This is a genomic window from Amycolatopsis sp. TRM77291, assembly GCF_054166285.1.
Map to the genome: position 1 here is coordinate 4,369,075 of NZ_JBSZHF010000001.1, position 25,691 is coordinate 4,394,765.

The following is a 25,691-nucleotide window of genomic DNA, read 5'->3' on the forward strand; positions in this document are numbered from 1 at the left end:
GGACGTGGCGATGCCAGGGAAGGCCAAGGCACCCACGAGCGCGAAGGCGCGCAGCGGCAATGGTCTCTCCGCGCTGGGCGGCGAGGAACTCGGCTCCGCGGCACAACGCGACCGGCGGCGCCGCATCATCGACGCGACCCTCACCCTCGCCGCGAAGGGCGGCTACGACGCGGTCCAGATGCGGGCGGTCGCCGAGAAGGCGGACGTCGCGCTCGGCACGCTGTACCGCTACTTCCCCTCGAAGATCCACCTGCTGGTTTCCGGACTGGCCAGGGAGTTCGAGCGCGCGCAGGAGAAACTCGACCGCGCGGCCATCCCCGGCGACACCCCGAGCGAACGGCTGATGTTCGTCCTCGGCCGCAACACCCGGCTGATGCAGCGGGATCCGCACCTCACCGAGGCGATGGTCCGCGCGTTCATGTTCGCCGACACGACCGCCGCCGCCGAGGTCGAGCAGGTCGGGCGGCTGATGGAGAACATGTTCGCCAAGGCCATGGGCATCGAGGACCCGACCGAGGCCGATCGCGACATCTTCCACGTCATCGCCGACGTCTGGATGGCGAATCTGGTCGCCTGGGTGACGCGGCGCGCGTCGGCGGCCGACGTCGCGAACCGGCTGGAACTGTCGGTGCACCTGCTGCTGGACAAGAACGTCTGAAACCTCGTGAGTGGTAAGGACGGGGTGGAACCGTCCTTACCACTCACGAGACCAGACCCACTCGGTTCCGGGGTTCTGCCGGGTGCTGGGCTTGGCCGGTTGTAAAAGTGGCTTTCGCAACGTCGGCCGTGGCTGGGCCCGGCACCGCCCTGGTCATCATGTCGCGAAAGCCACTTTCGAGACGTCTGATGTCCCGAAAGTGGCTTTCGCGACACCGGCTCGCGACGCCCGGCTCCAGACCCTCATGCCTTCACGGACCAGGCCCGGAGATCACCAGCGGCCGGAAGCCAATAGGTACCTGAGGCTGGAACCGTCGAGGCGGGTCAGGCGGTCAGCTTCGGCAGCACGTCCCGCCCGAAGGTCTCGATGAACTGGTCCTGGTTCCGCCCCACGTTGTGGATGTAGATCCGGTTGAACCCGGCGTCGACGTACTTCTGCAGCGCCGCGCGGTGCACGTCCGGGTCGGACGAGACGACCATGCGCCCCTCGAAGTCCTCGCGCCGCACCAGTTTGGCCATCTGCGCGAAGTCGAACGGCGAGCGGATGTCGGCCTTCGGGAACTTCATGCCGCCGTTGGGCCACTGGTCGAGCGCGTTGGCCCACGCCGTCTCGTCGTCCTCGGCCCACGACAGGTGCACCTGCAGCAGCTTCGGCATCGAGTCCGGGTCCTTGCCGGCCTTCCGCGCGCCGGTGCCGAAGTTGTCGAGGATCCCCGCCAGCTTCTCGATCGACGCGCCCGGCGTGATCAGCCCGTCCGCGAGCTCACCGGTCTTGCGTGAGGTGTACGGGCCCGCCGACGCGATGTAGATCGGCGGCGGCTCGTCCGGCAGCGTCCACAGCCTGGTGGTGTGCAGTTTGAAGAACTCACCGCTGTGCTTGACGTCCTTGCCGGTGAACAGCTTCCGGATGACCTCGAGCGCCTCGAACATCCGCCGCACGCGCTCGGGCGCTTCGGGCCAGTAGCCGCCGATGATGTGCTCGTTGAGCGCTTCGCCGGAGCCGATGCCGAGCCAGGTCCGGCCCGGGTAGGTCGCCTCCAGCGTGGCCGCGGCCTGCGCGACCATCGACGGGTGCAGCCGGAACGACGGGCAGGTCACGCCCGGCCCGAGGTCACCGGTGGTGTTCTCCGCCAACGACGCGAGCACGCTCCACACGAACGACGCTTCACCCTGTTGAGGGACCCACGGCTGGAAGTGGTCGGCGGCCATCTGGCCGGAGAATCCGTGCTGTTCGGCCAGCGCCGCCAGCCGGATCGACTCGCGCGGAGAGAACTGCTCCAGTGCCGCGGCCAAGCCGATTTGAACCTCAGTCACGCCTGCTGCCCCTTTCGAAAGCTCTCGGCGACCTTCGCGAACTGGTCGAGTCGTTCCAGTGTCGCCGCTTCGGGCTCGGTCGGCAGGAAGAGCGTCGCCTCGTCGACGCCGCCCTCGGCGAGCCTGCCCAGCGCGTCCTCTTCCGGAGTGGCGCCGAAGGCGGAGAACGTGATGTCACTACGGCCCTGGTCGGCCAGCCACTGCCGCGCCCGGCGAAGCTCCTCCGGCGGGGTGTAGGCGTGCGGCAGCCAGCCGTCGCCGTACTTGGCGATCCGCTCCATCGCCTTCTGCCCGGCGCCGCCGATGTAGATGGGCGGATGCGGTTTCTGCACCGGCTTCGGCCACGCGAAGATCGGGTCGAAGTCGACGTGCTCGCCGTGGAATTCGGCCTCGTCCTTCGTCCAGATCTCCTTCAGGGCGGCGAGCTGCTCGTCGACGAGCGCGCCGCGGGTGCGCGGATCCGTGCCGTGATTGCGCATTTCCTCCCGGTTCCACCCGACGCCGACACCGAAGACGAACCGGCCCCGCGAGACCAGGTCCAGCGAAGCGACCTCTTTCGCCGTGTGGATGACGTCGCGCTGCTGCAGCAACGCGACGCCCGTCCCCAGCTTCAGCTTCGACGTGGCCCCGGCGGCCGCCGTCAGCGCGACGAACGGGTCGAGGGTCCGGTAGTACACGTGCGGCAGCTCGCCACCGCCCGGATACGGCGTTTCCCGGCTGACCGGGATATGCGAATGCTCCGCGATGTGGAGCGAGCTGAACCCGCGCTCTTCGGCGGCCGCGGCGAGGACGTCCGGCCTGATGCCTTCATCGGTGATGAAGGTGGCGATTCCGATCTCCATGCCCAGCAACTACCCGGGCACGCACCGCGATATTCCCGCCCGCTAGACGTTACGCCGGTACTGCCCGCCCACCTCGAAGAACGCCTCGGTGATCTGGCCGAGGGAGCACACCCGCGCCGCGTCCATCAGCACACCGAACAGGTTTCCGCCCCGGGTCGCGGCCTCGCGCAGCGTCTTGAGCGCGACCTGCGCCTCGGCCTGGTGCCTGCGCTGGAAGTCCTCGAGCCGCTCCAGCTGCGAGCGCTTCTCGTCCTCGGTCGCCCGCGCGAGTTCGACCTCGACGTCGTCCTCGCCGCCGTTCGGGTTGCGGAAGGTGTTGACGCCGATGATCGGCAGCGTGCCGTCGTGCTTCTGGCGTTCGTAGAGGATCGACTCGTCCTGGATCTTGCCGCGCTGGTAGCCGGTCTCCATCGCGCCCAGCACGCCGCCGCGTTCGGAGATCCGGTCGAACTCCAGCAGCACGGCCTCTTCGACCAGATCGGTCAGCTCGTCGATGATGAACGAGCCCTGCAACGGGTTCTCGTTCTTCGACAGGCCCCACTCCTTGTTGATGATCATCTGGATGGCCATCGCGCGCCGCACCGAGCTCTCCGACGGCGTCGTGATCGCCTCGTCGAAGGCGTTGGTGTGCAAGGAGTTCGCGTTGTCGTACAGCGCGCACAGCGCCTGCAGCGTGGTGCGGATGTCGTTGAAGCTCATCTCCTGCGCGTGCAGCGACCGGCCCGAGGTCTGCACGTGGTACTTGAGCTTCTGCGAACGCTCGTTGGCGCCGTAGCGTTCCCGCATCGCGACCGCCCAGATCCGGCGCGCGACCCGGCCCAGCACCGAGTATTCGGCGTCCATGCCGTTGGAGAAGAAGAACGACAGGTTCGGCGCGAAGTCGTCGATGTTCATCCCGCGCGCGAGGTAGCTCTCGACGTAGGTGAAACCGTTCGACAGGGTGAACGCCAGCTGCGAGATCGGGTTCGCCCCGGCCTCGGCGATGTGATAGCCGGAGATCGACACCGAGTAGAAGTTCCGGACGCCGTGCTCGATGAACCATTCCTGGATGTCGGCCATCATGCGCAGGCTGAACTCGGTGGAGAAAATGCAGGTGTTCTGCCCCTGGTCCTCCTTGAGGATGTCCGCCTGCACGGTGCCGCGGACGTTGCGCAGCGCCCATTCGCGCAGTTCGGCGGCCTCGGCTTCGGACGGCTCGCGGCCGTGCTCGGCCTTGAACGCCGCCATCCGCTGGTCGATCGCGGTGTTGAGGAAGAACGCGAGGATGGTCGGCGCCGGCCCGTTGATCGTCATCGACACCGAAGTGCTCGGTGAGGTCAGATCGAAGCCGTCGTAGAGCACCTTCATGTCCTCCAGCGTCGCGATCGAGACGCCCGAGGTGCCGACCTTGCCGTAGATGTCGGGGCGGGTGTGCGGGTCGTGCCCGTACAGCGTCACGGAGTCGAAGGCGGTCGAAAGGCGCTTCGCGTCGGAGTCGGCCGACAGGAGCTTGAACCGCTTGTTGGTCCGGAACGGGTCGCCCTCGCCGGCGAACATGCGCGCCGGGTCCTCACCCTCGCGCTTGAACGGGAAAACGCCCGCGGTGTAAGGGAAGTAACCGGGAAGGTGCTCGCGGCGCAGGAACGACAGCAGCTCGCCGGATTCGGTGTAGCGCGGCAGCGCCACCCGCGGGATCCGGTTGCCGGACAGCGTGTCGCGCCAGAGCTGGGTGTGCAGTTCCTTGTCACGGATCTTCACGACCAGCTCGTCGGCACGGTATGACTCGGCCAGTTCCCGGAAGCGGGCCAGCAGGTTCGTCGACTCACCGTCCACATCGGACTCCGCGGCGGCGAGCAGCCCGTCGAGCGCGTCGGTGCTCGCGTCGACGGCGGCCAGCGCCTCCTTGGCGGCGGCGAGGTGTTCACGTTTGCGCAGCGCGGCGACCTGCTGCTCGGTCTTGGCGTGGTAGCCGCGGACGGTCTCGGAGATCTCCGCGAGATAGCGCGTCCGGTTGGCGGGGATGATCGTGCTGGCGTCGGTGGAGACCTTGCCCTCGACCTTCGGGAGCACCCCGGGCGAGACGGTCAGGCCACGCTCGGCGAGGGTGTCGCGCAGGTGCTGGTAGAGCGCGGTGACGCCGTCGTCGTTGAACTTCGCGGCGCTGGTGCCGTAGACCGGCATGTCCTCGGGCGAGGAGCTGAACGCCTCGCGGTTGCGCACGAGCTGGCGCGCGACGTCGCGGCGGGCGTCCTCGGCGCCGCGGCGCTCGAACTTGTTGATCGCCACCGCGTCGGCGAAGTCGAGCATGTCGATCTTCTCCAGCTGCGAGGCAGCACCGAACTCCGGCGTCATGACGTACAGCGACTGGTCCACGTAGTCGACGATGCCGGCGTCGCCCTGGCCGATACCGGGCGTCTCGACGATCACGAGGTCGAACCCGGCGGCCTTGCACGCGAGGATGGACTCGGAGAGGCCGGTGGGGATCTCGCCGCTGGTGGTCCGCGTGGCGAGGGAACGGAAGTAGACCGGGCTGCCGTCGAGGCAGTTCATCCGGATGCGGTCCCCGAGCAGCGCGCCCCCGCCCTTGCGGCGCGACGGGTCGACGGCGAGCACGGCGATGCGGAGCTTGTCCTCCTGGTCCAGCCGGAACCGGCGGATCAGCTCGTCGGTGAGCGACGACTTGCCGGAACCACCGGTCCCGGTGATGCCGAGCACCGGCACCGTCCGCGACTTGGCGGCCTCGGTGATCTTGGCGAGCGCGTCCTGCGGCAGCGCCTCGCGCTGAAGCTGCGTGATGACCCGCGACAGCGCCGGGATGTCACCCGAAAGCAGTTTGTCCAGCGAGCCGGGCGACTGCGCGGACAGGTCCGTGTCGCAGGCCTTGATCATCAGATTGATCATGCCCGGGAGGCCCATCTCGTAGCCGTCCTCCGGCGAGAAGATCCGCGCCACTCCTCGCGAGTGCAGCAGGTCGATCTCCTCGCGGACGATGACCCCGCCACCGCCGCCGAACACCTTGATATGCCCCGCGCCGCGCTCGTTGAGCAGCTCGACCAGGTAGCTGAAGTACTCGACGTGCCCGCCCTGGTACGCGCTGATGGCCACGCCCTGGACGTCCTCGGCGATGGCCGCGGTGGCGACCTCGTCGACCGACCGGTTGTGCCCGAGGTGCACGACCTCCGCGCCCTGCGACTGCAGGATGCGCCGCATGATGTTGATGGACGCGTCGTGCCCGTCGAAGAGGCTCGACGCCGTCACGAAACGAACGGGGTTCAGGGGCCGGTGCAGGTCGCTGCTCATCCCTCCAAAATACTTGGACTTCCTACTGTTTTAAACCCATCCACTCGCGTGATGGCGCTCTCACTCGTCCTTGACAGAACGACGGGCACCAGTATATTCAACCCAAGGGTTAAACAACCGATTGATTGAGCAGCGATGACCACTGATCAGCTCAGCGCCACGTTCGCCGCCTTGGCGGACCCCACCCGGCGGGCGATCCTCGCCCGGCTGGCCACCGGCGAGGCCAGCGTCAACGAGCTGGCCGAACCCTTTCCGGTCAGCCTCCAGGCCATCTCCAAACATCTCAAGGTCCTCGAGCGCGCGGGCTTGATCAGCCGGGGCCGGACCGCGCAATGGCGGCCCTGCCGGCTGGAGGCCGCGCCGCTCGGCGACGTCTCCGAGTGGGTCGAGCGGTACCGGCGCTTCTGGGAAGGCGGTTTCGACCGCATGGAAGAACATCTCGCGGAACTGAGGAAAGGCGAACACCATGACTGAGACCGTCACCCTGCCGGAAGTCGTCTCGGCGGCCGACTGGCAGATCGCCCGAGACGCGTTGCTGGCCAAGGAAAAGGAGCTCACCCGCGCCGCGGACGCGATCGCCGCCGAGCGGCGGCGGCTGCCGATGGTCCGCTTCGACAGCACATACGAGTTCGAAGGCCCCCAGGGCCGGGTCACCCTCCTCGACCTGTTCGAGGGACGCCGTCAGCTGATCGTCTACCACTTCATGCTCGCCCCCGGGCAGAAGGCGGGCTGCCCCGGCTGCTCCATGCTCGTGGACAACATCGGCCACCTCGCGCACCTGCATGCCCGCGACACCACGCTGTACGTGGTCGCGCCGGCGACCCTGCCCGAGATCGAGCGGTACAAGGAGCGGATGGGCTGGACCGTCCCGTGGGTCTCGACCGTCGGCGGGTTCAACCCGGCCTGCGGCATCGACGGCGGTTTCGGCGTCAGCGTCTTCCTGCGCGACGGCGACGACGTGTTCCGGACGTACTTCACCACCGGACGCGGTGGAGATCAGCTGGTGGGGACGCTGCGCTACCTCGACCTGACGCCGCTCGGGCGGCAGGAGGCCTGGGAGGAGTCCGGCCGCGGGACCGACGGCCCCGGGCACTGGTGGAAGCGGCACGACGAGTACTGAGCCGCCATGCATTTAGTCCTCTGGATGCACCCTGGGGGCGCATCCAGAGGACTAAACGCGTGAGGGCATGTCGAGAACCCCGCGGCCGCTCCGACCCCTCGGTGTCCGGCGCCCGGAAGGCGGGCGCCACACCGGAGGGATCAAGCCATGCGCAAGCTCGTCTACGCCGTCCACACCTCGCTCGACGGCCGTATCGAAGGCCCGGGCGGCGAGTTCGACTGGGCCGAGATGGGCCCGGAGCTGTCCGCCCACTCGCAGGAGCTCACCGACCGCGCCGACACCCTCCTCTACGGACGGCGGGTCTGGGACATGATGTCGTCGTACTGGCCGCAGGCGGAAGAGATCTCGGACCACCCGCACGATCTCGAGTACGCGCCGATCTGGCGGAAGACGCCGAAAATCGTCTTCTCCCGGACGCTGGAGAAGGCGGACTGGAACACCGAGGTGATCGGCGGCGACCTCGCCGCACGCGTGGCCGAACTCAAGGACGGGCCCGGCAAGGATCTGCTGCTGATGGGCGGGGCCGAACTGGCCACCGCGGTCGCCGACCACGGCCTGATCGACGAGTTCCACATCGTCGTGCACCCGGTGGTGCTCGGCGGCGGCAAGCAGGTGTTCGCCGGCGGAGTGCGCACGGACCTGCGGCTGACCGGCACCCGGACGATGGACGGGCGCGCGGTACTGCTGACCTACGAAAAGAAGTGAAACCCGGGCGGCAGCCCCTACGCTGCCGCCGTCAGGTTCACCTCGCGTTGCTCGCGCGCAAGGCGATCCACTGCCGCATCGCGTACTCGACCAGCGTGATCAGCGTCTGCTTCGTCGACTCCCGTTCCCGGGCGTCGCAGCGGACGATGGGGATGTTGGGGTCGATCGACAGCGCTTCACGCACGTCGTTGATGTCGTGCTCGAGGATGCCGTCGAAGGTGTTCACCCCGACGATGTAGGGCAGGCCCCGGTCCTCGAAGAAGTCGATCGGCGCGAACGAGTCGGCCAGCCGTCGCGTGTCGGCCAGCACCACGGCGCCGATCGCGCCGCGGACGAGGTCGTCCCACATGAACCAGAACCGCTGCTGCCCGGGCGTGCCGAACAGGTAGAGGATCAGGTCCGCGTCCAGGGAGACCCGGCCGAAGTCCATCGCGACCGTGGTGGTCGATTTGTTGGGCGTCTGGTCGAGGTTGTCGATCCCCCGACTGGCGTCCGTCATCATCGCCTCGGTGGTGAGCGGGACGATCTCCGACACCGAACCGACGAAGGTCGTCTTACCCGCACCGAAGCCACCCGCCACGACGATCTTCGCGGATGTCATGGTCGGGGGCGCGGTTTCCCGCGGTGCCTTAAAGCCGACGGAGTCCACTCAAAACCCTTTCCATCAACACCAGATGTGCCTCGGCGCCGTCATTGCCCGAAATCGTCTTGTGCACGCTGACCAGCCCCGCGTCCGCCGCGTCGCTGATCAGCACGCGTGCCACACCCAGCGGTACGCGCAGGGTCGCCGCGATCTCGGCGACCGAACGCGGGGTGCGGCACTCCTCGATGATCGAAACGCACTCGATCTGGTCCGCGGCGATCGCGGGGAGGCTACCCGAGTCGACGTGGTCCTTGGTGGAGATGAGGGTCTCCAGCTCGAGAGCGTAGTTCGCCTTGGTCCGGCCCCCGGTGAGGGCATAGGGACGGACGATCGCCGTCTCCTCGAGCGGCGACGGCGCCTGCTCGAAGACGGCGGGCATGATGAACTCGCCACTGGGTGGACCCGGGTCGAAAAGACCACCTGGTCTCGGCCCGACGGCACCTGCGCCGCTGTCGGGTGGAGAAGCAAGTGAGGTCACGCGGTCTCCTTGATCGGTCGGCTGCGGGACTGCCGATTCCCCGGCGGGTGCTCCGCCCGCCTGGGAATCCTGAGGGTGCTTGTTCTTCTTGCGCTTCCGACGACCACGTCCCGAATCCAGGGTGAACCCGTTCAGGACGTCGGCGAAGGTGCCGTCGTCCCGTGAACCGGCGGCATTGGCAGCCCCCGCGTGCGGAGGCTGGTGTTCACCCGTCCCCGGCGGTTCGCCGAAGGATCCGGACCCGGTGCTCATCGGGACATCATCCCACCGGTTCGCCGATCAGCGACCCACCGGCGCCCTGCAATTGCGCGCGAAGTTCCGGGGTGAGGATCTGGCCGACGCGATCGACGAGCATCGTCATCTCGTAGGCGACCTGCCCGATGTCGCAGTTCGGGGCGGCGAGGATGGCCAGGCAGGAACCGTCGCTGATGGACATCAGCACCATGATGCCGAGTTCCATCTCGACGACGGTCTCGTTGACCGCGCCCGCCTCGAAGCACCGCGCGGCGCCCTGGGTCAGGCTGACCAGGCCGGACGCGACGGCGGCCAGCTGGTCGGCGCGGTCCAGCGGGAGCCTGCTGGACGCGGTGAGCAGGAGGCCGTCCGCCGACACCACCACGGCGTGCGCCACTCCGGGTACGCGCTCGGCGAAGTCGTTCACCAGCCACCCGAACTGGTTCTGCTGGGGCTGGGCCGGGTTCGGCGAGGTCATTCACCCTCCAGGGTTTCGTGGTTGGCTTCGGTCGCCTGGGCTGTGTGGTGCCGTCCGCGCTGGATGCCCTGCTGGAAACTGCTCAGGCGACCGCGCACGTCGTGCGCGTCTCGCTGTGGTCGGGGGGCGACCGCCCCGGCGGGCGGTCCCGCGCTGCCCGGGAGCAGCTGCTCCCCGCGACGGCGCCTGGGTAATCCTGCCGAAGTCATCCGAGAGGGCACGGACTGGGACACCGCTTGGGCGGCTTTCCAGCCTTCGTCGGAGCCGAAGTTCCAGGCGTCCGTCCGCTCGGTGGCGGCGACCGGCTCCGGTTCCGGGCTCGCTGCCTGCGGTTTCCTGCTCGGCAGCGCGGCGGGCGGGGCCGCCGGACGCTCGGCCGTCTCCGGCGCCTTCGCGGGCTCGGGTGCCTTCGACGGCGCGGCCTGCTCGGTGGCCGCCGGCTGTTCGGGCTTCGTGTCCGGCTGGGTGGTGGCGGGCTCGGCGGCGGCCGGCGCGGCCTTGTCCGCCGCCTCCTTGCGTCCGCGCTTGACACCCTGCTGGAAGCTGCTCAGCCTGCCCCGCACGTTCGCCGGGTCGCGGACCGGCAGCTCCGATTTGGCGGCGGGCTCGGCGGCCGGGACCGACGACGCCGCGCTGCCCGGCAGGAGCTGCTCGCCCTTGCGACGACGCGGCAACCCGGCCTGGGTGAACGTCGACGGGGCGTTCTGGGAGACCTCCTGCACCGTGCGGAAGGCCTTGTCGCTGGCGAAGTCCCAGGTGCGGGCCTCCTGCTCGGCGGTCGGAGCGAGCTCGTCCGCCTTCTCGTCGGGCTCCTTCGTCCCCGGCTTCTCCTTCTTGGCCGCGGGTTTCTCCGCGGGCTTTTCCGGAGCGGGCGCGGGCGAACGGAACCACGCCGACAGCATCTCGTCGAAGATCGGCGTCGTCTCCGACTTGGGCGCTGCGGTGGGTGGCGGCGGGGCGGGCGGCGTGGCCGCCTGGCTCCACCATTCGCTCAGCGTTGTCCCGGTGTTCTTGGCTTCGAACAGTTCCTTGCCGCTGGGCAGATCACCTTCCGCCGGGGCGGGCTTCTCCGCTTCCTCGGCGACCGGCTCGGGTTCGGCGGCGGGTTCCGGTTCGGGACGGCGCGGTTCCGGCGCGGGCGGCGGTGTCGTCTCGTCCTGGGGGATCGGGCTGAACAGCGCCGTTCCGGAGATCTCCAGATCGGACGGCGGCCGCGAATCCTTGGGGCCGTGCCCGTTGATCCCGGGCTTGGCGTGGCCTGCCAGGTCGTTCGCCGTCGGCCACCGCTCCCCGCCCTGCGAGGGCACGCTCGGCATCGCCGGGCGCGAACCGTTCGCGGGCCGCTGGCGGCGGGGCAGGCCGCCCGGCTGCTGTGGCGGCAGTGGCGCGAGGCGCTGGGTGATCGGCCCGGTGGCGGGGCCGGGGTCTCCCCCGGGCGGGGCCATCACGAGGTCCGCCGGGACCGAGACGGTGGCGCGCACGCCGACGATGTCCTTGCCGCCGTGCAGCGAGACACCGATGCGGTGCCTGCTGGCCAGCCGCCCCACCACGAACAGGCCCATCCGGCGCGAGGTGGTGAGGTCGACGTTGGGCGCCTCGGTGAGCCGGGCGTTGGCCTCGGCGACCTCGGCCTCGTTCATGCCGATGCCCTTGTCGAGGATGTCGATGCCGAACGAGCCGTCTTCGACGAGCCTGGTCGCGACCGTCACCTGGGTTTCCGGGGCGGAGAAGGCCGTGGCGTTGTCCAGCAGTTCGGCGATCAGGCGCATCAGATCGTTGGCCGCGTACCCGACCAGCCGCACCGGCGGCGGGTTCTGCACGGTGACCCGCTGGTACTGCTCGATCTCGGACACCGCCGCGCGCACCACGTCGGTGGCGGAGACCGGCTGCCCGGAACGCCTGCCCGGCTCGGCGCCGGAGAGGACCATCAGGTTCTCGTTGTTGCGGCGCATGCGGGTGGCGAGGTGGTCCAGCTGGAACAGCGTGGCGAGCTGGTCGGCGTCCTCTTCGTCGCGCTCCAGCCGCTCGATCAGCTGAAGCTGCCGCTGCACGAGGCTCTGGCTGCGGCGGGAGAGGTTGACGAACACGTTGCTGTAGCCGGTCCGCATCGAGGCCTGCTCGGTGGCCAGCCGCAGCGCCTGGTGGTGCACCTTGTCGAAGGCCCTGGCGACCTCGCCGATCTCGTCGTCGCCGCCGACCGGGACCGGCCGCACGTCGGTGCCCTGCGAACGCCCCTCCTGGATATTGCGGACCGCGTCGGGCAGCTGCTTCTCGGCGACGTCGAGTGCGCTGGCGCGCAACACTTTCAGCGAGCGCAGCAGCTGGCGCGTGATGAGGAAGACGACGGCGACGGCGAGCACCATCGCGCCGAACAGCAGGACCGCGAGCAGGCCCGCGCCGCTGCTGGCGTCGTCGACCAGTTCGGCCGACACCGCGCTCGTCTCGGCACCGAATTTGTTCGCGACCTCGCCGACCTTCCCGATCACCGCGGTCGAGGCGTCGGTCCAGCCCTGCGCGGACAACGAGCGGAACGCCTGCGCGGACGGGGTTCCCTGTTCTCCGAGGGCGGTTTTCGCGAGCCTGTCACGGCTTTCCATCGCCTGGTCGGTGACGGCGGCGCTGAACTCCTGGCGCTGCTGTTCCGAAGCGGCGGCGCGGAAATCGGTGAGGCGGTCGGCCAGCCGGAGTTCGGCGGTGCGCACCTGGTCGAGCTCGCTCGGCGCGAGGCTCGACCGGGCGATGCCGAAGGAGACCAGAGCCTGGCTCAGCGACAGCTGTTCCTTCATCATGGCGAGGTCGTGCAACGCCGTGGGAGTGCCGCCGAGGACGTCCTGTCCGGCACCGGCCGCCAGCGCGGTGTCGAGGGCGAGCAGCGCGGTGGTGACGTCGGTGTACTCGCCGATCGCCTGGACGGGATCGAGCTGCCCGGAGGAGGCCCGCTGCCGGATGTCGGGCAGCCGGTCGAGCTGGGCGGCCGCCGCTTCACGCGCCTGACGGAGCGACGGCTCGTTCTCCACGGCCCGGGTCGCCGCGGCGCCGTAGAGCGGGATGGCGGTGTCGACGTCGGCGCGTGCCGAAGCGAGCTCCAGGGTCCCGCCGACGGTGCCGGCGGTCAGCCCCGCGGCGGACTGGGTGCGTTCGCGGCCGAGGCCGTCGGCGAGGGTGCGGATGTGCCCGCTCAGCGCGACGAGGCGGTCCAGCCGCTGGTAGCCGTCGGACCGGCCGACCTGGCCGGCGATGGTGGCGATGCCCAGCGCGAGCGCGATGAGGATCGGTACCAGCGTCACGGCCGACAGCTTCACCGGCAGGCTCCAGTCCCGCCAGCGCACGAGCGTGCGCCAGCCGGTGGCCCACCGAGATGGCCGGGGAGTGCGTCCCAGCAGCTCCCCGACCGGCACTTGGCCTTCTCCTGCAACGGTCACGTAGGTGACTCCCTGTCCGGCGTCCTGGCACGGTCTGAGGCGCCCGTTCCCGCGAGGTAGGAGCCTGCGGGGAACTCGGCCCCGGTCTGACCGCGTGATCGATCGCGACGTGGGGGAACCCGTCCGGCGATCCTGGTGTCCCGAGTGCCCCTGGGTACACCGGTCCGCGTCGGGAGTTCTTGCACCTGCACGTGCAGGTCGCAACCTGCGAAGTGCATGGTCGTCGAGATCAACTTATCTTTGCCAATCGATCACTGCGGGTCAGCCGGGCCAAAGAATCGTACACCAATCCAGGTGCCGTCAATTCCGTTCAGTACACGGGTGCTGACCAGCGAAAAGCGTGCGTCCGAACGATCCGCGGGGCCGGAAAACCGCTCGCGGCTCACAATCGAGGGAATTCCGGTCACGGGTTGCGCGGATACACAGGGTCCCTAATCACCCGATCAGCCTACGTACGGTAGCCGCGTCGCCCGGACGAACTACTTTCAGTGCCCCCAACGGGTGGGTCAAGCCCAAATATGTGCCCGATGTTGTGGCCTTGCCGTCCGAGCCGGTTCGATGTCGCCCGACATGGTGATTTCTTTCGAGACGCCCGGTGAAGCGGGGGATCTTCCCCGGTCCGGGATGGCGGGCACGGTATCGGAACCCGTCGCGCCCGGGTAGCGAAACTACGATCTGTCACCAAAACGAGGGACAGAGCGTGGTCGTCGTCCGTCGTTTGCCGCAGTGGGCCGTTCGGGCGACGACCGCGCGTGACAACTCCGCTCACTATGACGAGTGATTAAGCCGGTTCATTCCGGCCGAAACGATTTTCCGGAAACACTAATGGAAGGTAAAACCGAATACCTCCCCACGCCTTCGTGGAACCGGGGTCGCCTATTCAGAGCGGGTGAAGCCGTAGTTAGTATGTGCGCTCCCCGTACCGCGCCACGGATGCAAGCCCCGGAGGAACCCATGCCCGACGTCGCGCGTCCTTACGCGGCCAGCAACGCCCTGGAGGACACCGGGCAGATGCCCGCGCTGTTCGTCCGCGAGCGACGGCCCGCTCCCCCGCCGCCGCGCGCCACCGGCCCGGACTTCGACCGGATCCAGCACGGCAAGGAGTTCGTCGCGCTGCGCAGGACCTTCCGCCGGTTCGTGTTCCCGATGAGCCTGCTGTTCTTCACCTGGTACATGACGTTCGTGCTGCTGGCGGCCTACGCGCACGACTTCATGAGCCGGAAGGTGTGGGGCGAGGTCAACGTCGGCATGCTGCTCGGGCTCGGCCAGTTCGCCAGCACGATCCTGATCACGATCGCCTACCTGAAGTTCGCGAAGAAGCGGCTCGACCCCAAGGTCGAAGCCCTGCGGGCCTCCGTCGAGGCGGGTGAGCGATGAGCATCCCCGACAACGACCCGGTGCTGAACATCGCGGTGTTCGCGCTCTTCGTCGCGATCACCCTGTTCGTGGTGTACCGCGTCAGCACGCGCAACTCGTCCACTTCGGACTACTACGCCGCGGGCAGCGCCTTCACCGGACGGCAGAACGGCATCGCGCTTTCGGGTGACTTCCTCTCGGCGGCGTCGTTCCTCGGTATCGCCGGGGCGATCGCGATCCACGGCTACGACGGCTTCCTGTACTCGATCGGGTTCCTCGTCGCGTGGATGGTCGACCTGCTGCTGATCGCGGAACTGCTGCGCAACACCGGCCGCTTCACCATGGGCGACGTGCTGAGCTTCCGGATGAAACAGCGCCCGGTCCGCGCCGCCGCGGCGACGTCGACCCTCGTGATCTCCTTCTTCTACATGCTCGCGCAGATGGCGGGCGCCGGCGGTCTGGTGGCACTGCTGCTGGACATCCACGGCGGAATCGGCCAGGCGCTGGTGATCGGCGTCGTCGGCGTCGTCATGGTGCTGTACGTGCTGGTCGGCGGGATGAAGGGCACCACGTGGGTGCAGATCATCAAGGCGACGATCCTGCTGCTGACCGGTGCGCTGATCACGGTGTTCCTGTTCGGCAAGTTCGGCTTCAGCTTCTCGAACCTGCTCGCGGCCGCCGCTGACAACAGCCCGCTCGGTGACGAGCTGCTGGAGCCGGGCGGCTCCTACGGCAAGAGCGAGGTCACGAAGCTCGACTTCGTCTCGCTGGCGCTGGCGCTGGTCCTCGGCGCCGCCGCGCTCCCGCACGTGCTGATGCGCTTCTACACCGTGCCGAATTCGCGCGAGGCGCGCCGCTCGGTCGTGTGGGCGACCGCGTGCATGACGATCTTCTACCTCTGCACCCTGGTCATCGGCTTCGGCGCGGCCGCGCTGGTCGGCCCCGAGGCGATCAAGAACGCGCCCGGCGGGGAGAACTCGGCGGCGCCGCTGCTCGCGCTGAACATCGGCGGCACCGTCCTGCTCGGCATCGTCTCGGCGGTGGCGTTCGCGACCATCCTCGCCGTCGTCGCCGGGCTGACGATCACCGCTTCGGCGTCCTTCGCGCACGACGTGTACGCGAACATCTTCAAACGTGGCAAGGCGGAACCGGCCTCGGAGGTCCGCGTCGCGCGGCTCACCGCGGTCGCCGTCGGGGCGCTCGCGATCGTGGGCGGCATCCTGGCGAACGGGCAGAACATCGCGTTCCTGGTGGCGCTGGCGTTCGCCGTCGCGGCGTCGGCGAACCTCTCGACGCTGCTGTACTCGCTGTTCTGGAAACGCTTCAACACCACGGGCACCCTGTGGGGCATCTACGGCGGGCTGATCGCCAGCCTGGTGCTCGTGTTCTTCTCGCCGGTGATGTCCGGTGCCGCGGACTCGATCATCAAGAGCGTCGACTTCCACTGGTTCCCGCTGAAGAACCCGGGCCTGGTGTCGATCCCGTTCTCGTTCCTGTGCGGGTTCGTTGGCACGTTCGTCGGCCGGTCGAAGGCCGATCCGGACAAGCACGCGGAGATGGAGGTGCGGTCCCTCACCGGGATCGGCTCCTGACGCGCTGGGCGCGCCCACCTGCGAGTCTCACGACCGGGCCCGTTGCGCTGGCGCGCGGGCTGCGATCCAGCCGGCCGGCCAACGCGCGGCACCTCCCGACGCGCGCCATGAACGGGCCGTTCATGGCACCCGGAGACCGTCCAGCACGATCGTGAGAAGCCGCTTCGTGTCCTCCTCCGAAGCCTTGCTCGCGGCCGAACCCAGCCCGTGGCCGAGCCGCAGGATGTCGACGCCCGCGACGTCGGGCCGGAGCACGCCCTCGTCCTGAGCCGCTTTCACGATCGTGTCGGCCGCGGCCCGCAACCGTGCCTGGCACCAGCCGAAGACTTCGGAGCCCGCGTCGACGGACGCCTTCAGCGTCATCGCGAGCCCGTGCTTCTCGACCACGTAGATGACGTGCGTGGCCAGCCACGTCTCGAGCGCCTCGCCCGGCGGCAATTCGTCGAGCAGGTCGTACGCCTGCTGCGCCAGCCCGTCGATCTCGTCGCGGTAGACGGCCTCGATCAGCTTGTCACGCGTCGGGAAGTGCCGGTACAACGTGCCCGCGCCGACACCGGCACGTTTGGCGATGTCGTCGGCGGGCACGTCCACGCCGTCGGCGGTGAACGCCTCTTTCGCCACGGCCACGATGCGCTCGTAGTTGCGCCGCGCGTCCGCGCGCATGGGGCGGGCCGGATCGGCCGTGACCATCTGCACCTCCTCGGGCGACGAAAACGGAGACGTTCTCCGAATTCACTTGCGTAAGCGGAGACTGTCTCCATATCATCGCTCACGACCTCAAGTGGAGAGTCTCTCCGCTTCATCTCGTTACGTCTTCGGAGTATTCCTTGACCGAGCGAACCCTGCGTGCCGAGCCCAGGCCCGAAACGGCCGGGGCCCCGCCACCTCCGCACCGGCTGGTCCTCCCCATCATCCTGACCTGCCAACTCATGCTCATCGTCGACGCGACGGTGATGAACGTCGCGCTCCCCCGCATCCAGTCCGAACTCGGCTTCACCGACACTGGCCTCTCATGGGTGATGACGGCGTACAGCCTGGTCTTCGGCGGCTTGCTGCTCCTCGGCGGCCGGGCGGGTGACCTGTTCGGCCGCCGCCGGACGTTCGTCGCCGGCACGGCCGTGTTCACCGCCGCCTCCCTGCTCGGCGGCCTCGCCGGTTCGGCGGAACTGCTCATCGCGGCCCGGGTCGCGCAGGGCGTCGGCGCCGCGCTCGCCGGGCCGAGCACGCTCGCGCTGATCACCAGCACGTTCACCGAAGCCAAGGCGCGAGTGCGCGCGCTGGCGTTGTTCTCGGCGATGTCCAGCAGCGGTTTCGCCATCGGCCTGCTGCTCGGCGGCCTGCTCACCGAATGGATCTCGTGGCGCGCGGCGCTGTACATCAACGTCCCGTTCGGGCTCGCGATCGTCCTGCTCGCTTCCCGGTACGTGGCCGATCCGCCCCGGCGGCGCGCCCGGCTGGACCTCCCCGGCGCGTTCACCGGCACCCTCGGCGTCGGCTCGCTGGTGTTCGCCTTCACCCACGCCGCGTCGCACGGCTGGGGCGACACGATCACCCTCGGCGGCCTCGCCGCCGGGCTGGCATTGCTGGCCGCGTTCCTCGTCATCGAGACGAGGATGCGCGAACCACTGATCCCCCTGCGCCTGTTCGCCGAACGCGACCGCGCCGCGGCCTACGTCAACTTCTTCCTCGGGCCGATGGCGATGATGAGCATGTTCTTCTTCCTGACCCAGTTCCTGCAGGACATCGCGGGTTTCGCCGCACTGGGGACCGGCTTCGCGTTCCTGCCGATGGCGGTCTGCATGTTCCTGCTGAGCAGGCTGATCCCGAAGCTGCTCCCCCGGTTCGGGCCGAAACCACTCGCGCTGACCGGGACCGCGCTGATGACCGGCGGCGTCGTCTGGCTGACCACGCTCACCACGGACAGCGGCTACTTCTCGCATCTGCTCGGGCCGATGCTGCTGATGGGCGTGGGCGCCGGGCTGGCGTTCTCCCCGCTCAGCGTGATCATCATGGCGACGGTGCCCACCGACGACGCGGGTGCCGCGGGCGGCGCGCTGCAGACGTTGCAGCAGGCCGGGGCGACACTGGGACTGGCGATCCTGATCACCGTGTTCGGCGCGGCGACGCGGACCCCTTCGGGAGACCCGGCGGAGACCACGGTCGCCGGGATGACCGCGGCCTTCACCGCCGCGGCCGTCGTGACGGCTGTGTCGTTCCTGGTGGCCCTGACCTTCCGGCGCCGGGCCTAGGCGCTGTCCGGCAAGTCGTGTTCGCGGTCTTCGCGCCCAGGCGGCCCCTGACGGCACGGGCGGACGCGGCCGAGTACGACCCGGTACGAGGCCGATCCGCCCGCACCGCCAGGAACCACCTGGATCACGAAGCCCATCGAACAGACTTACAGGACACCGCCTAGAGCTTGACACCCGCCTGGACCTTGTGCGTGACCTTGCGCTCCATCACGAACGAGAAGAACGGGATGCAGCCGGCGATCAGNAGTACGACCCGGTACGAGGCCGATCCGCCCGCACCGCCAGGAACCACCTGGATCACGAAGCCCATCGAACAGACTTACAGGACACCGCCTAGAGCTTGACACCCGCCTGGACCTTGTGCGTGACCTTGCGCTCCATCACGAACGAGAAGAACGGGATGCAGCCGGCGATCAGCACGAGGAGCGTGCCCTTCATCGACCAGCGGGCCTTGATCGCGAGGTCGACCGCGAGCAGCAGGTAGATCAGGTAGAGCCCGCCGTGGACCATGGGGATCATCTTCACGAACTGGGGAAGTTCCACGCGGAAGACGTACTGCAGCAGCATTTCGACGACCAGCCCGAGCAGGGCCACACCGGTGGCGTACGCCGCGACGCGGAACCGGATCAGCGGTCCGCCCAGCGAGACCGGGCGGGCCGGGGCGGCGTCGTCAGTTCGGGTGGTCATAGGGTCTCGAACCTCTCTGGGGACTACTTGTCGCGGGCGTTGAGTTCGCGAAGGTACTGGTTGTACGCGGCGAGCTCGTCGTCCTCGGGGGGCGGCGGCGCCGGGGCACGCCGCTGCCGGGGCGCGGGAACCTCGGGGACGGTGGTCTCGGCCACCGTTTCCTGGGTTTCGGCCTCGGCGGCTTGGCGGCGGAGCTTGCGGATCCGCCAGAACATGAACGCGGGGAACAGCCCGAACAACGGCCACTGCAGGACATAGCCGAGGTTCTGGAACGTCCCGCTGGCCGAGGAGAACCGCTCCCACTGCCACCACGCGAGGCCGCAGCACAGCGCCAGGCTCACCAGGCAGACGCCGGCGATGCCGAGACGGCGCAGGATGACGGGCGAAGCGGACACACATCGACGCTAGCACTGGGCGCGCGGCGAATCCTCGCCGACCTGCACGCTCGGGACCTTGGTCCCGGCCTCACGACCTCGTGAGTCAGTGACTCAGGCGCCTGCTGCATATGGCGCGGTCCGTGAGAGGCAGTACCTGAAGGACCCCTTCCTTGCGCCTGGCGCGGTGAAGGGGTCCTTCAGGTACTGCCAGGGTCCTTGCTCGGCGCTGGGCTTGGCCGGGGGGGCGAAGTGGCCGCGCCCGGTACCGCTGTGGCGATCATGTCGCGAAAGCCACTTTCGAGACCTCTGATGTCCCGAATCGCGAAAGCCACTTTCGAGACCTCTGATGTCCCGAAAGTGGCTTTCGCGACATGACCTCCGCAGCTCCCAGGCCATCACGGACCGACTTGGCTCAGAAGAACAGTCTCACGAGCGGGTGGCGACGGCCTTCGCGTAGTCGTCCGCCAGCCCGAAGACCTTCTGCGCGTATTCGGTCGAGTTGTTGTACGACAGGATCCCCTGCCACCACCCCGACGCGGCCGCCATGTCCCGGTTGTTCACGCACAGGTAGCGCGCCGCCGCCAGCGCCGCGTCGTCGATCTGCTGCGGGTCGCCGAGGCCGTCGCGGTTGCCGTCGGCGGCGTACCGTCGCCAGGTGCTGGGGATGAACTGCATCGGGCCGACCGCGCGGTCGACGGCCGCGTCGCCGTCGAACTGGCCGCCGTCGGTGTCGCCGATCGCCTTGACGCCGGGCGATCCGTCGAGCGGGACGCCGATGATCGGCTTCGACGGCCGCCCGTCCTGGCCGAGGACGGCGCCGCCGTACTGGCCGTGGTTCGACTCGATCCGGCCGATACCGGCCAGGGTCGCCCACGAGATCTTGCAGTTCGGCTGCATCTGGCGCATCGCCAGTTCGGCGTTGCCGTAGGCGAGCAGCGCCCTGGCCGGGATGCCGGTGGCCTGCGCCGCCCGCTCGGTCCAGGCGGTCAGGGGGTCCTTGCCCGGTTTCGGCTGTGCCTGCTGGGGCGCGGTCTGCTGGGTCGCGCCGCCCGCGACGGTGGCGTTGACCGGCGCGATCGAACCGGGTTCGACGTCCGCCGCCTTGACCTGAAGCGCGGGGATCTCCATCGTCGTGGGGCTCGCGACCGGGGCGGAGGCCTTGGTCACCAGCCAGATCCCGCCCGCGGCGAGGGCGAGCACGGCCAGCACGATCACCAGCCTGCCGAGTACGGCGGCGCCCGCCCCGCGGCGGCGCGGAGCGGGCGTGGCCGGGTCGGCGACGAGCTCGTCGTTTTCCGGGGTGGTGCGCACGAAGCGGGTCCTCCAGCGTGGGCGGCGATCACGACCGATGCTCGAACAACGAGCCCGCGCAGGTTAGCGTTACGCGGTCGCCGGAATCGCCCTTGCCACGCCGGTTCACCCGCGCGTGCGAGAAGTTCTCATCAGGCGGACTTCTGCTGCCTCGCCAGCCGCGCCACGCACCAGGCCGGGGCGCTGCCGCGGCGGAGGTGCTGCAGAACGGTCATCGGGCCGAGGCGGCGGCTCAGGTCGGACGGGGCGAGCCCGGCCGCGCGGTAGTCGAGCGCACGCTGGTCGAGCGGGCTGATCCCGGCGTCCCACCAGGCTTCGGCCTCGGCGACCCCGCCGACCATCTGCCACCAGCCGGCGGCCGCGACGAGCAGATCCTGCGGGACCTCCGGGAGACGGCGGCGCATCGCGTCGAGGTAGCCCGGATCGGCGGCCTCGACCGGCGCCCAGCGGCCCTGGCCGGACTGCTGGCGCTGGCCGGGGATCCCGGGGGCCTGCCTCGGCACGTCGGCCAGCCACGCCGACGCGATGCGATCGGCTTCCTGCTCTTCGGGGGTCTGCTCACGCTCGGCCGCCCACTGCCGGATCAACGCATCGACTCCGGGATCTCCGGTCATCCCTGCCTCCTCATGATTCCCCGACTGACAAGCCCTGACTTACTTGCCCGGCTGAAAGTTCCGCTGCCCGTGAGGCTTGCACCTGCGGAAACTCCTCGCCCAGGAGGCCGGCTCCGGCGCCTGGAGGACCAACCGATCACGCAATGTGAGCACCGTAGGGGCGCGGAGGTCTCTTCCGCCAGAGCTTCCCGGGCACGAATTCGTCGACCAGCGGGTTTTCGGGGTCAATCCACCCGGATGGTCGAGTCGTCCGACCGAAATGCGAGATGAGTGACGCTGAGTGATAACGGCTGGTGGTCGCGCACAGCGATCACCGGCGCCACCAGGGACACCGGTGATCGTCGGGCGAGGGTCAGGAGAAGAGGCTCCGGACGAACGTCACGATGGCCTCGGCACCGGACCTGAGCCAGCCGAGCGCGGTGTGGACGGCGTCCGCTGATTGCGTCGGCCTGCTGATCAGAAAGAAGAGCACGAGCGCGACGACGGCGATCACAACGAATTTCTTCAAGCCGGGCGACATGGCTCCATCCCATCACACCGTAGTGTCCAGACGATGACTCCGCGCGCACTGCGGACTTTGTCACCACTTTAAGGAGAACCGGGCCCTGTTGCCCACCCGGATTCCCAGAGGGAGCGATCGATGAGCGAAAACGTCCTCGTCCACCGCGACGGTCCGGTGACGACGATCACGCTGAACCGCCCCGGGTCGCGCAACGCCGTGGACGGGCCGACCGCGAACGCTCTCGCCGACGCGTTCCGCGCCTTCGACACGGACGAGGAAGCCGCGGTCGCCGTCCTCACCGGTTCGGGTGACGCCTTCTGCGCCGGAGCCGATCTGAAGGCCATCGGCACCGGCCGCTCCAACTCGCTCAGCCCGGCGGGTGACGGGCCGATGGGCCCCTCGCGCATGGCCCTGTCGAAGCCGGTGATCGCCGCGGTCCGCGGGCACGCCGTCGCGGGCGGCCTGGAGCTGGCGCTGTGGTGCGACCTGCGGGTCGCCGACACCACGGCCGTGTTCGGCGTGTTCTGCCGGCGCTGGGGCGTGCCGCTGATCGACGGCGGCACGGTGCGCCTCCCTCGCCTGATCGGGCATTCGCGGGCGATGGACCTGATCCTCACCGGCAGGCCGGTCGACGCCGACGAGGCGCTCGCGATCGGGCTTGCGAACCGGGTCGTGCCCGACGGCGAGGCACTGGCGGCCGCGCAAGCGCTGGCACGCGAACTGGCCGCGTTCCCCCAGGCGTGCCTGCGCGCGGATCGCAAATCCGCGTACGGCCAGTACGGGCTCACCGAAGAAGAGGCGCTGCGCGCCGAGTTCTCGAACGCGCTGATCGACGGCGGGCTCGCCGAGGAGGCCGTCGAAGGCGCCGGGCGGTTCAGTGACGGCGCGGGGCGTCACGGCAGCTTCGAGAGCGATCCGTCCTAATGTCTGTCGAATGACAGAAACCGGAGTCGCGCTCAGACCGGTGTCCGAAGACGACCTGCCGATGCTCGAAGCGCTCACGAACGATCCGCGGGCCGCGGGCCCGTTCGAGTGGCACGGCTGGCACGACCCGCACTTCCTGCGCCGCCGCTGGGCCGAGACCGGCATGCTCGCGGCGGACAACGGGATGCTGATGATCGAGCTCGACGGGCAGCGACTCGGTTTCGTGTCCTGGCACAAGACCAGGACCGGCTCGACGTCGTACTGCTGGAACGCCGGGCTCGTGCTCATCCCCGAGGCACGCGGACACGGCTACGGGACCGAGGCTCAGCGGCTGCTGGTCCGCTACCTCTTCGCGCATACGCAGATGAACCGGGTCGAGGCGTCGACAGAGGCGGGCAACCTCGCCGAGCAGCGCTCCCTGACGAAGGCGGGCTTCACCCGGGAGGGTGTGCTGCGCGGCTACGGGTTCCGGGACGGGGCCTGGCGCGACCACATCCTCTATTCGGTGCTGCGGTCCGACCTGGGCCCCGACCCGGAGCACCTTTAGGCGATCGTCCCGGCGGCCCGGAGCCGTTCGATCCCGTCGGCGTCCACGCCGAGTTCGGCGAGGACCTCGGCGGTGTCGCCGCCCTTGGGCCGCGGCGGTTCCGGCGTCTCGGCCGGCGTGCGGTCGAACCTCGGCGCCGGCGCGGGCTGCAGCATGCCGCCGACGTCGACGAAGGTCTTGCGCGCGACGTTGTGCGGATGCGACGGCGCCTCCTTCGGGGAGAGCACCGCCGTCAGGCACGCGTCGGTGCCCTCGGCCTTCGCGACCAGCTCGTCGCGAGTGTGCTTCGCGACGGCTTCGGCGACGATCTTGCGCAGCTTCGGCCACTCGTTCTTGTCGACGTGGACCGGGGTCTCCTCGGGGTCGAGGCCGAGCACCTTCACCAGGTCGCCCCAGAACCGCATCTCGATCGCGCCGATGGCGACGTATTTGCCGTCGGCGGTCTCGTAGGTGTCGTAGAACGGCGCGCCGCCGTCGAGCATGTTCTCGCCGCGCCCACCGGACCACAGCCCGGAGTCCAGCAGCCCGTGCAGGCTGGTGGTGAGCAGCGCGGCGCCGTCCACCATGGACGCGTCCACCACCTGTCCCTTGCCGGACGTCTGGCGTTCGAACAGCGCCGCCAGCACGCCCATCGCGAGCAGCAGGCCGCCGCCGCCGAAGTCACCGACGAGGTTGAGCGGCACCACCGGCCGCTGCCCGGCGTGCCCGATGGGTTCGAGCGCGCCGGAGATGCCGATGTAGTTGATGTCGTGCCCGGCGACGGTCGCCAGCGGGCCGTCCTGGCCGTAGCCGGTCATCCGGCCGTAGACCAGCCGCGGGTTGCGGGCGTGGACCTGTTCCGGCCCGATGCCCATCCGCTCGGCGACGCCGGGACGGAAACCCTCGATGAGCACGTCGGCGTCGTCGGCGAGTTTCAGCACCAGTTCGACGCCCTCGGGGGTCTTGGTGTTGATCCCGATCGACCGCCTGCCGCGGGCGAGCGGATCGTTCGGGAACCCGATGACGTCGTTGCCCGGTGTCGCCCGGTCGATCCGGACGACCTCCGCGCCGAGATCGGCGAGGATCGTGCAGGCGAACGGCGCCGGGGCGAGCCCGGCCAGTTCGACGACCTTGAGCCCGCTGAGCGGGCCGGCCTTTTTCGCCACGTCTTTCCTTTCTGCGCCAACGGTTCCGCTACAGCGTGCGGGAGATGATTTCCTTCATGATCTCGCTGGTGCCGCCGAAGATGCGGGAGATCCGGATGTCGGCCCACGCGCGCGCGATCGGGTACTCGGTCATGTAGCCGTAGCCGCCGAAGAGCTGCAGGCAGTCGTCGACGACCTTGTTGACCCGTTCGGTGGTCCACAGCTTCGCCATCGCCGCGCCCTGCACGTCGAGTTCCTTGCGCAGGTGCCGTTCGATGCACTGGTCGAGGAACGCGCGCGACACCGCGGCCTCGGTCGCCGCCTCGGCGAGCTTGAACTTCGTGTTCTGGAAGTTGTAGACCGGGCGGCCGAACGCCTGGCGGTCCTTGGTGTAGGCGATGGTCTGGTCGATCGCGGCCTCCATCCCGGCGACCGCGGTGACGGCGATGATCAGCCGTTCCTGCGGAAGCTGCTGCATCAGCTGGATGAAGCCGAGGCCTTCCTGGGCGCCGAGGAGGTTGGCGGCGGGGACGCGGACGTCGTCGAAGTTCAGCTCCGCGGTGTCCTGGCCCTTGAGGCCGATCTTGTCGAGGACGCGACCGCGGCTGAAGCCCGGGGTGTCGGTCTCGACGGCGATCAGCGAGACACCCTGCGCGCCGGCGTCGGGGTCGGTCTTCACCGCGACCACGACGAGGTCGGCGTGGAAACCGTTGGTGATGAACGTCTTCGCGCCGTTGATCACGTAGTGGTCGCCGTCGCGGACCGCGCGGGTCTTGATGTTCTGCAGGTCCGAACCGGTGCCGGGTTCGGTCATCGCGACGGCGCCGACCATCTCGCCGGAGGCGAACTTCGGCAGCCACGCCTTCTTCTGCTCTTCGTTCGCGTACTCGAGGATGTAGTGCGCGACGATTCCATTGTGGACGGTGACACCCCACGCGCTGTCGCCGGAGCGGGCCTGCTCTTCGTAGAGCACGGCCTCGTGGGCGAACGTGCCGCCGCCACCGCCGTACTCCTCCGGGATGGACAGGGCCAGCAGGCCGACTTCGCCCGCCTTCGTCCACAGCTCGCGGTCGACCTTCTTCTCGGCCGCCCAGCGTTCCTGGTTCGGCACGAGTTCCTTCTGGCAGAAGGTCCGGGCGAGGTCCCGGAGGTCTTCGAGCTCCGTCGTGCTCCACGAACTCTTCTGGATCTGCAAGGGCACGGCCAACGCCTCCTGATCGGACCTGGAAAACATGA

Annotated in this window: 24 protein-coding genes; 9 read left to right on the plus strand and 15 right to left on the minus strand. The window is 69.0% G+C overall.

Annotated features, from left to right (window positions below):
- Positions 1–10: 10 nt before the first annotated feature.
- Positions 11–658 (plus strand): cholesterol catabolism transcriptional regulator KstR, encoded by a 648-nt coding sequence (kstR, locus tag ACXIZN_RS20075; protein ID WP_038523880.1) that lies wholly within the window; start codon positions 11–13, stop codon positions 656–658.
- Positions 659–981: 323 nt separating this feature from the next.
- Here kstR and ACXIZN_RS20080 read toward each other — a convergent pair whose 3' ends face one another.
- Genes ACXIZN_RS20080 through icmF form a run of 3 tightly spaced genes read right to left on the minus strand, consistent with a single transcriptional unit; the run spans position 982 to position 6,092 of the window.
- A complete protein-coding gene (locus ACXIZN_RS20080) occupies positions 982–1,971 on the minus strand; it encodes a TIGR03557 family F420-dependent LLM class oxidoreductase (RefSeq protein WP_034322416.1) in 990 nt (329 codons plus the stop codon).
- Positions 1,968–2,813, minus strand: a complete 846-nt coding sequence (locus ACXIZN_RS20085) for an LLM class F420-dependent oxidoreductase (RefSeq protein WP_457956204.1) — start codon at positions 2,811–2,813, stop codon at positions 1,968–1,970. The genes ACXIZN_RS20080 and ACXIZN_RS20085 overlap by 4 nt, the downstream gene beginning before the upstream one ends.
- Positions 2,814–2,855: 42 nt before the next feature.
- Positions 2,856–6,092 carry a fused isobutyryl-CoA mutase/GTPase IcmF gene (gene icmF, locus ACXIZN_RS20090; RefSeq protein ID WP_457956205.1) on the minus strand — a complete coding sequence of 1,079 codons (3,237 nt, stop codon included), beginning with the start codon at positions 6,090–6,092 and terminating at the stop codon, positions 2,856–2,858.
- A 135-nt stretch (positions 6,093–6,227) separates the two neighbouring features.
- Between icmF and ACXIZN_RS20095 the strand changes: the two genes are divergently transcribed.
- The 3 genes from ACXIZN_RS20095 (at position 6,228) to ACXIZN_RS20105 (ending at position 7,917) form a co-directional block, all read left to right on the plus strand.
- A complete protein-coding gene (locus ACXIZN_RS20095) occupies positions 6,228–6,566 on the plus strand; it encodes an ArsR/SmtB family transcription factor (RefSeq protein ID WP_457956206.1) in 339 nt (112 codons plus the stop codon).
- Positions 6,559–7,212: a DUF899 domain-containing protein gene (locus tag ACXIZN_RS20100; RefSeq protein WP_457956207.1), complete on the plus strand. Its 654-nt coding sequence runs from the start codon at positions 6,559–6,561 to the stop codon at positions 7,210–7,212. The genes ACXIZN_RS20095 and ACXIZN_RS20100 overlap by 8 nt, the downstream gene beginning before the upstream one ends.
- 147 nt (positions 7,213–7,359) lie before the next feature.
- Positions 7,360–7,917 carry a dihydrofolate reductase family protein gene (locus ACXIZN_RS20105; protein ID WP_457956208.1) on the plus strand — a complete coding sequence of 186 codons (558 nt, stop codon included), beginning with the start codon at positions 7,360–7,362 and terminating at the stop codon, positions 7,915–7,917.
- Positions 7,918–7,954: 37 nt separating this feature from the next.
- Here ACXIZN_RS20105 and ACXIZN_RS20110 read toward each other — a convergent pair whose 3' ends face one another.
- From ACXIZN_RS20110 to ACXIZN_RS20125, 4 genes are read right to left on the minus strand one after another with little or no spacing between them, the layout of a single operon-like run.
- The gene (locus tag ACXIZN_RS20110) at positions 7,955–8,518 is read right to left on the minus strand and encodes a GTP-binding protein (protein WP_007033694.1); all 564 of its coding nucleotides are present in this window, start codon (positions 8,516–8,518) and stop codon (positions 7,955–7,957) included.
- A gap of 28 nt (positions 8,519–8,546) precedes the next feature.
- On the minus strand, positions 8,547–9,290 hold the full coding sequence (locus ACXIZN_RS20115) for a DUF742 domain-containing protein (RefSeq protein WP_457956209.1): 744 nt from the start codon (positions 9,288–9,290) through the stop codon (positions 8,547–8,549).
- Positions 9,291–9,297: 7 nt separating this feature from the next.
- Positions 9,298–9,750: a roadblock/LC7 domain-containing protein gene (locus ACXIZN_RS20120; protein WP_005166055.1), complete on the minus strand. Its 453-nt coding sequence runs from the start codon at positions 9,748–9,750 to the stop codon at positions 9,298–9,300.
- Positions 9,747–13,148: a nitrate- and nitrite sensing domain-containing protein gene (locus tag ACXIZN_RS20125; protein ID WP_457960563.1), complete on the minus strand. Its 3,402-nt coding sequence runs from the start codon at positions 13,146–13,148 to the stop codon at positions 9,747–9,749. Before ACXIZN_RS20125 ends, ACXIZN_RS20120 begins: the two co-directional genes overlap by 4 nt.
- Before the next feature lie 978 nt (positions 13,149–14,126).
- On the opposite strand from ACXIZN_RS20125, the gene ACXIZN_RS20130 reads away from it, so the two are divergent.
- Together ACXIZN_RS20130 and ACXIZN_RS20135 are read left to right on the plus strand one after the other, a co-directional pair.
- Positions 14,127–14,549, plus strand: a complete 423-nt coding sequence (locus ACXIZN_RS20130) for a DUF485 domain-containing protein (RefSeq protein WP_457956211.1) — start codon at positions 14,127–14,129, stop codon at positions 14,547–14,549.
- Positions 14,546–16,120 carry a solute symporter family protein gene (locus ACXIZN_RS20135; RefSeq protein WP_457956212.1) on the plus strand — a complete coding sequence of 525 codons (1,575 nt, stop codon included), beginning with the start codon at positions 14,546–14,548 and terminating at the stop codon, positions 16,118–16,120. The genes ACXIZN_RS20130 and ACXIZN_RS20135 overlap by 4 nt, the downstream gene beginning before the upstream one ends.
- Before the next feature lie 120 nt (positions 16,121–16,240).
- Here the strand turns inward: ACXIZN_RS20135 and ACXIZN_RS20140 are convergent, their stop codons facing one another.
- The gene (locus tag ACXIZN_RS20140) at positions 16,241–16,810 is read right to left on the minus strand and encodes a TetR/AcrR family transcriptional regulator (RefSeq protein ID WP_457956213.1); all 570 of its coding nucleotides are present in this window, start codon (positions 16,808–16,810) and stop codon (positions 16,241–16,243) included.
- Between the two features lie 137 nt (positions 16,811–16,947).
- On the opposite strand from ACXIZN_RS20140, the gene ACXIZN_RS20145 reads away from it, so the two are divergent.
- Complete coding sequence (locus ACXIZN_RS20145; protein ID WP_457956214.1) at positions 16,948–18,369, plus strand: MFS transporter; 1,422 nt, start codon at positions 16,948–16,950, stop codon at positions 18,367–18,369.
- A gap of 333 nt (positions 18,370–18,702) precedes the next feature.
- Here the strand turns inward: ACXIZN_RS20145 and ACXIZN_RS20150 are convergent, their stop codons facing one another.
- The 5 genes from ACXIZN_RS20150 to ACXIZN_RS20170 all read right to left on the minus strand — a co-directional run bounded on the left by ACXIZN_RS20150 (position 18,703) and on the right by ACXIZN_RS20170 (position 21,866).
- The gene (locus tag ACXIZN_RS20150; RefSeq protein ID WP_034322453.1) at positions 18,703–19,056 is read right to left on the minus strand and encodes a DUF3817 domain-containing protein; all 354 of its coding nucleotides are present in this window, start codon (positions 19,054–19,056) and stop codon (positions 18,703–18,705) included.
- A 23-nt stretch (positions 19,057–19,079) separates the two neighbouring features.
- Entirely contained in the window at positions 19,080–19,451 is a 372-nt protein-coding gene (locus ACXIZN_RS20155) for a hypothetical protein (RefSeq protein ID WP_457956216.1), read from the minus strand.
- A gap of 408 nt (positions 19,452–19,859) precedes the next feature.
- Positions 19,860–20,744 carry a lytic transglycosylase domain-containing protein gene (locus ACXIZN_RS20160; RefSeq protein WP_457956217.1) on the minus strand — a complete coding sequence of 295 codons (885 nt, stop codon included), beginning with the start codon at positions 20,742–20,744 and terminating at the stop codon, positions 19,860–19,862.
- A 131-nt stretch (positions 20,745–20,875) separates the two neighbouring features.
- Positions 20,876–21,358 carry a helix-turn-helix transcriptional regulator gene (locus ACXIZN_RS20165; protein ID WP_126734844.1) on the minus strand — a complete coding sequence of 161 codons (483 nt, stop codon included), beginning with the start codon at positions 21,356–21,358 and terminating at the stop codon, positions 20,876–20,878.
- 352 nt (positions 21,359–21,710) lie between these two features.
- Positions 21,711–21,866 (minus strand): hypothetical protein, encoded by a 156-nt coding sequence (locus tag ACXIZN_RS20170; protein WP_162182762.1) that lies wholly within the window; start codon positions 21,864–21,866, stop codon positions 21,711–21,713.
- A gap of 132 nt (positions 21,867–21,998) precedes the next feature.
- Between ACXIZN_RS20170 and ACXIZN_RS20175 the strand changes: the two genes are divergently transcribed.
- Both ACXIZN_RS20175 and ACXIZN_RS20180 read left to right on the plus strand, forming a co-directional pair.
- Positions 21,999–22,784: a crotonase/enoyl-CoA hydratase family protein gene (locus tag ACXIZN_RS20175; protein WP_457956218.1), complete on the plus strand. Its 786-nt coding sequence runs from the start codon at positions 21,999–22,001 to the stop codon at positions 22,782–22,784.
- Between the two features lie 10 nt (positions 22,785–22,794).
- Entirely contained in the window at positions 22,795–23,331 is a 537-nt protein-coding gene (locus ACXIZN_RS20180) for a GNAT family N-acetyltransferase (protein ID WP_457956219.1), read from the plus strand.
- On the opposite strand, the gene ACXIZN_RS20185 is transcribed toward ACXIZN_RS20180, so the two are convergent.
- The gene (locus tag ACXIZN_RS20185) at positions 23,328–24,476 is read right to left on the minus strand and encodes a CaiB/BaiF CoA transferase family protein (RefSeq protein ID WP_037343411.1); all 1,149 of its coding nucleotides are present in this window, start codon (positions 24,474–24,476) and stop codon (positions 23,328–23,330) included. The two genes, ACXIZN_RS20180 and ACXIZN_RS20185, sit on opposite strands and share 4 nt — an antisense overlap.
- A gap of 28 nt (positions 24,477–24,504) precedes the next feature.
- On the minus strand, positions 24,505–25,656 hold the full coding sequence (locus ACXIZN_RS20190; protein WP_126734982.1) for an acyl-CoA dehydrogenase family protein: 1,152 nt from the start codon (positions 25,654–25,656) through the stop codon (positions 24,505–24,507).
- Positions 25,657–25,691: the final 35 nt, after the last annotated feature.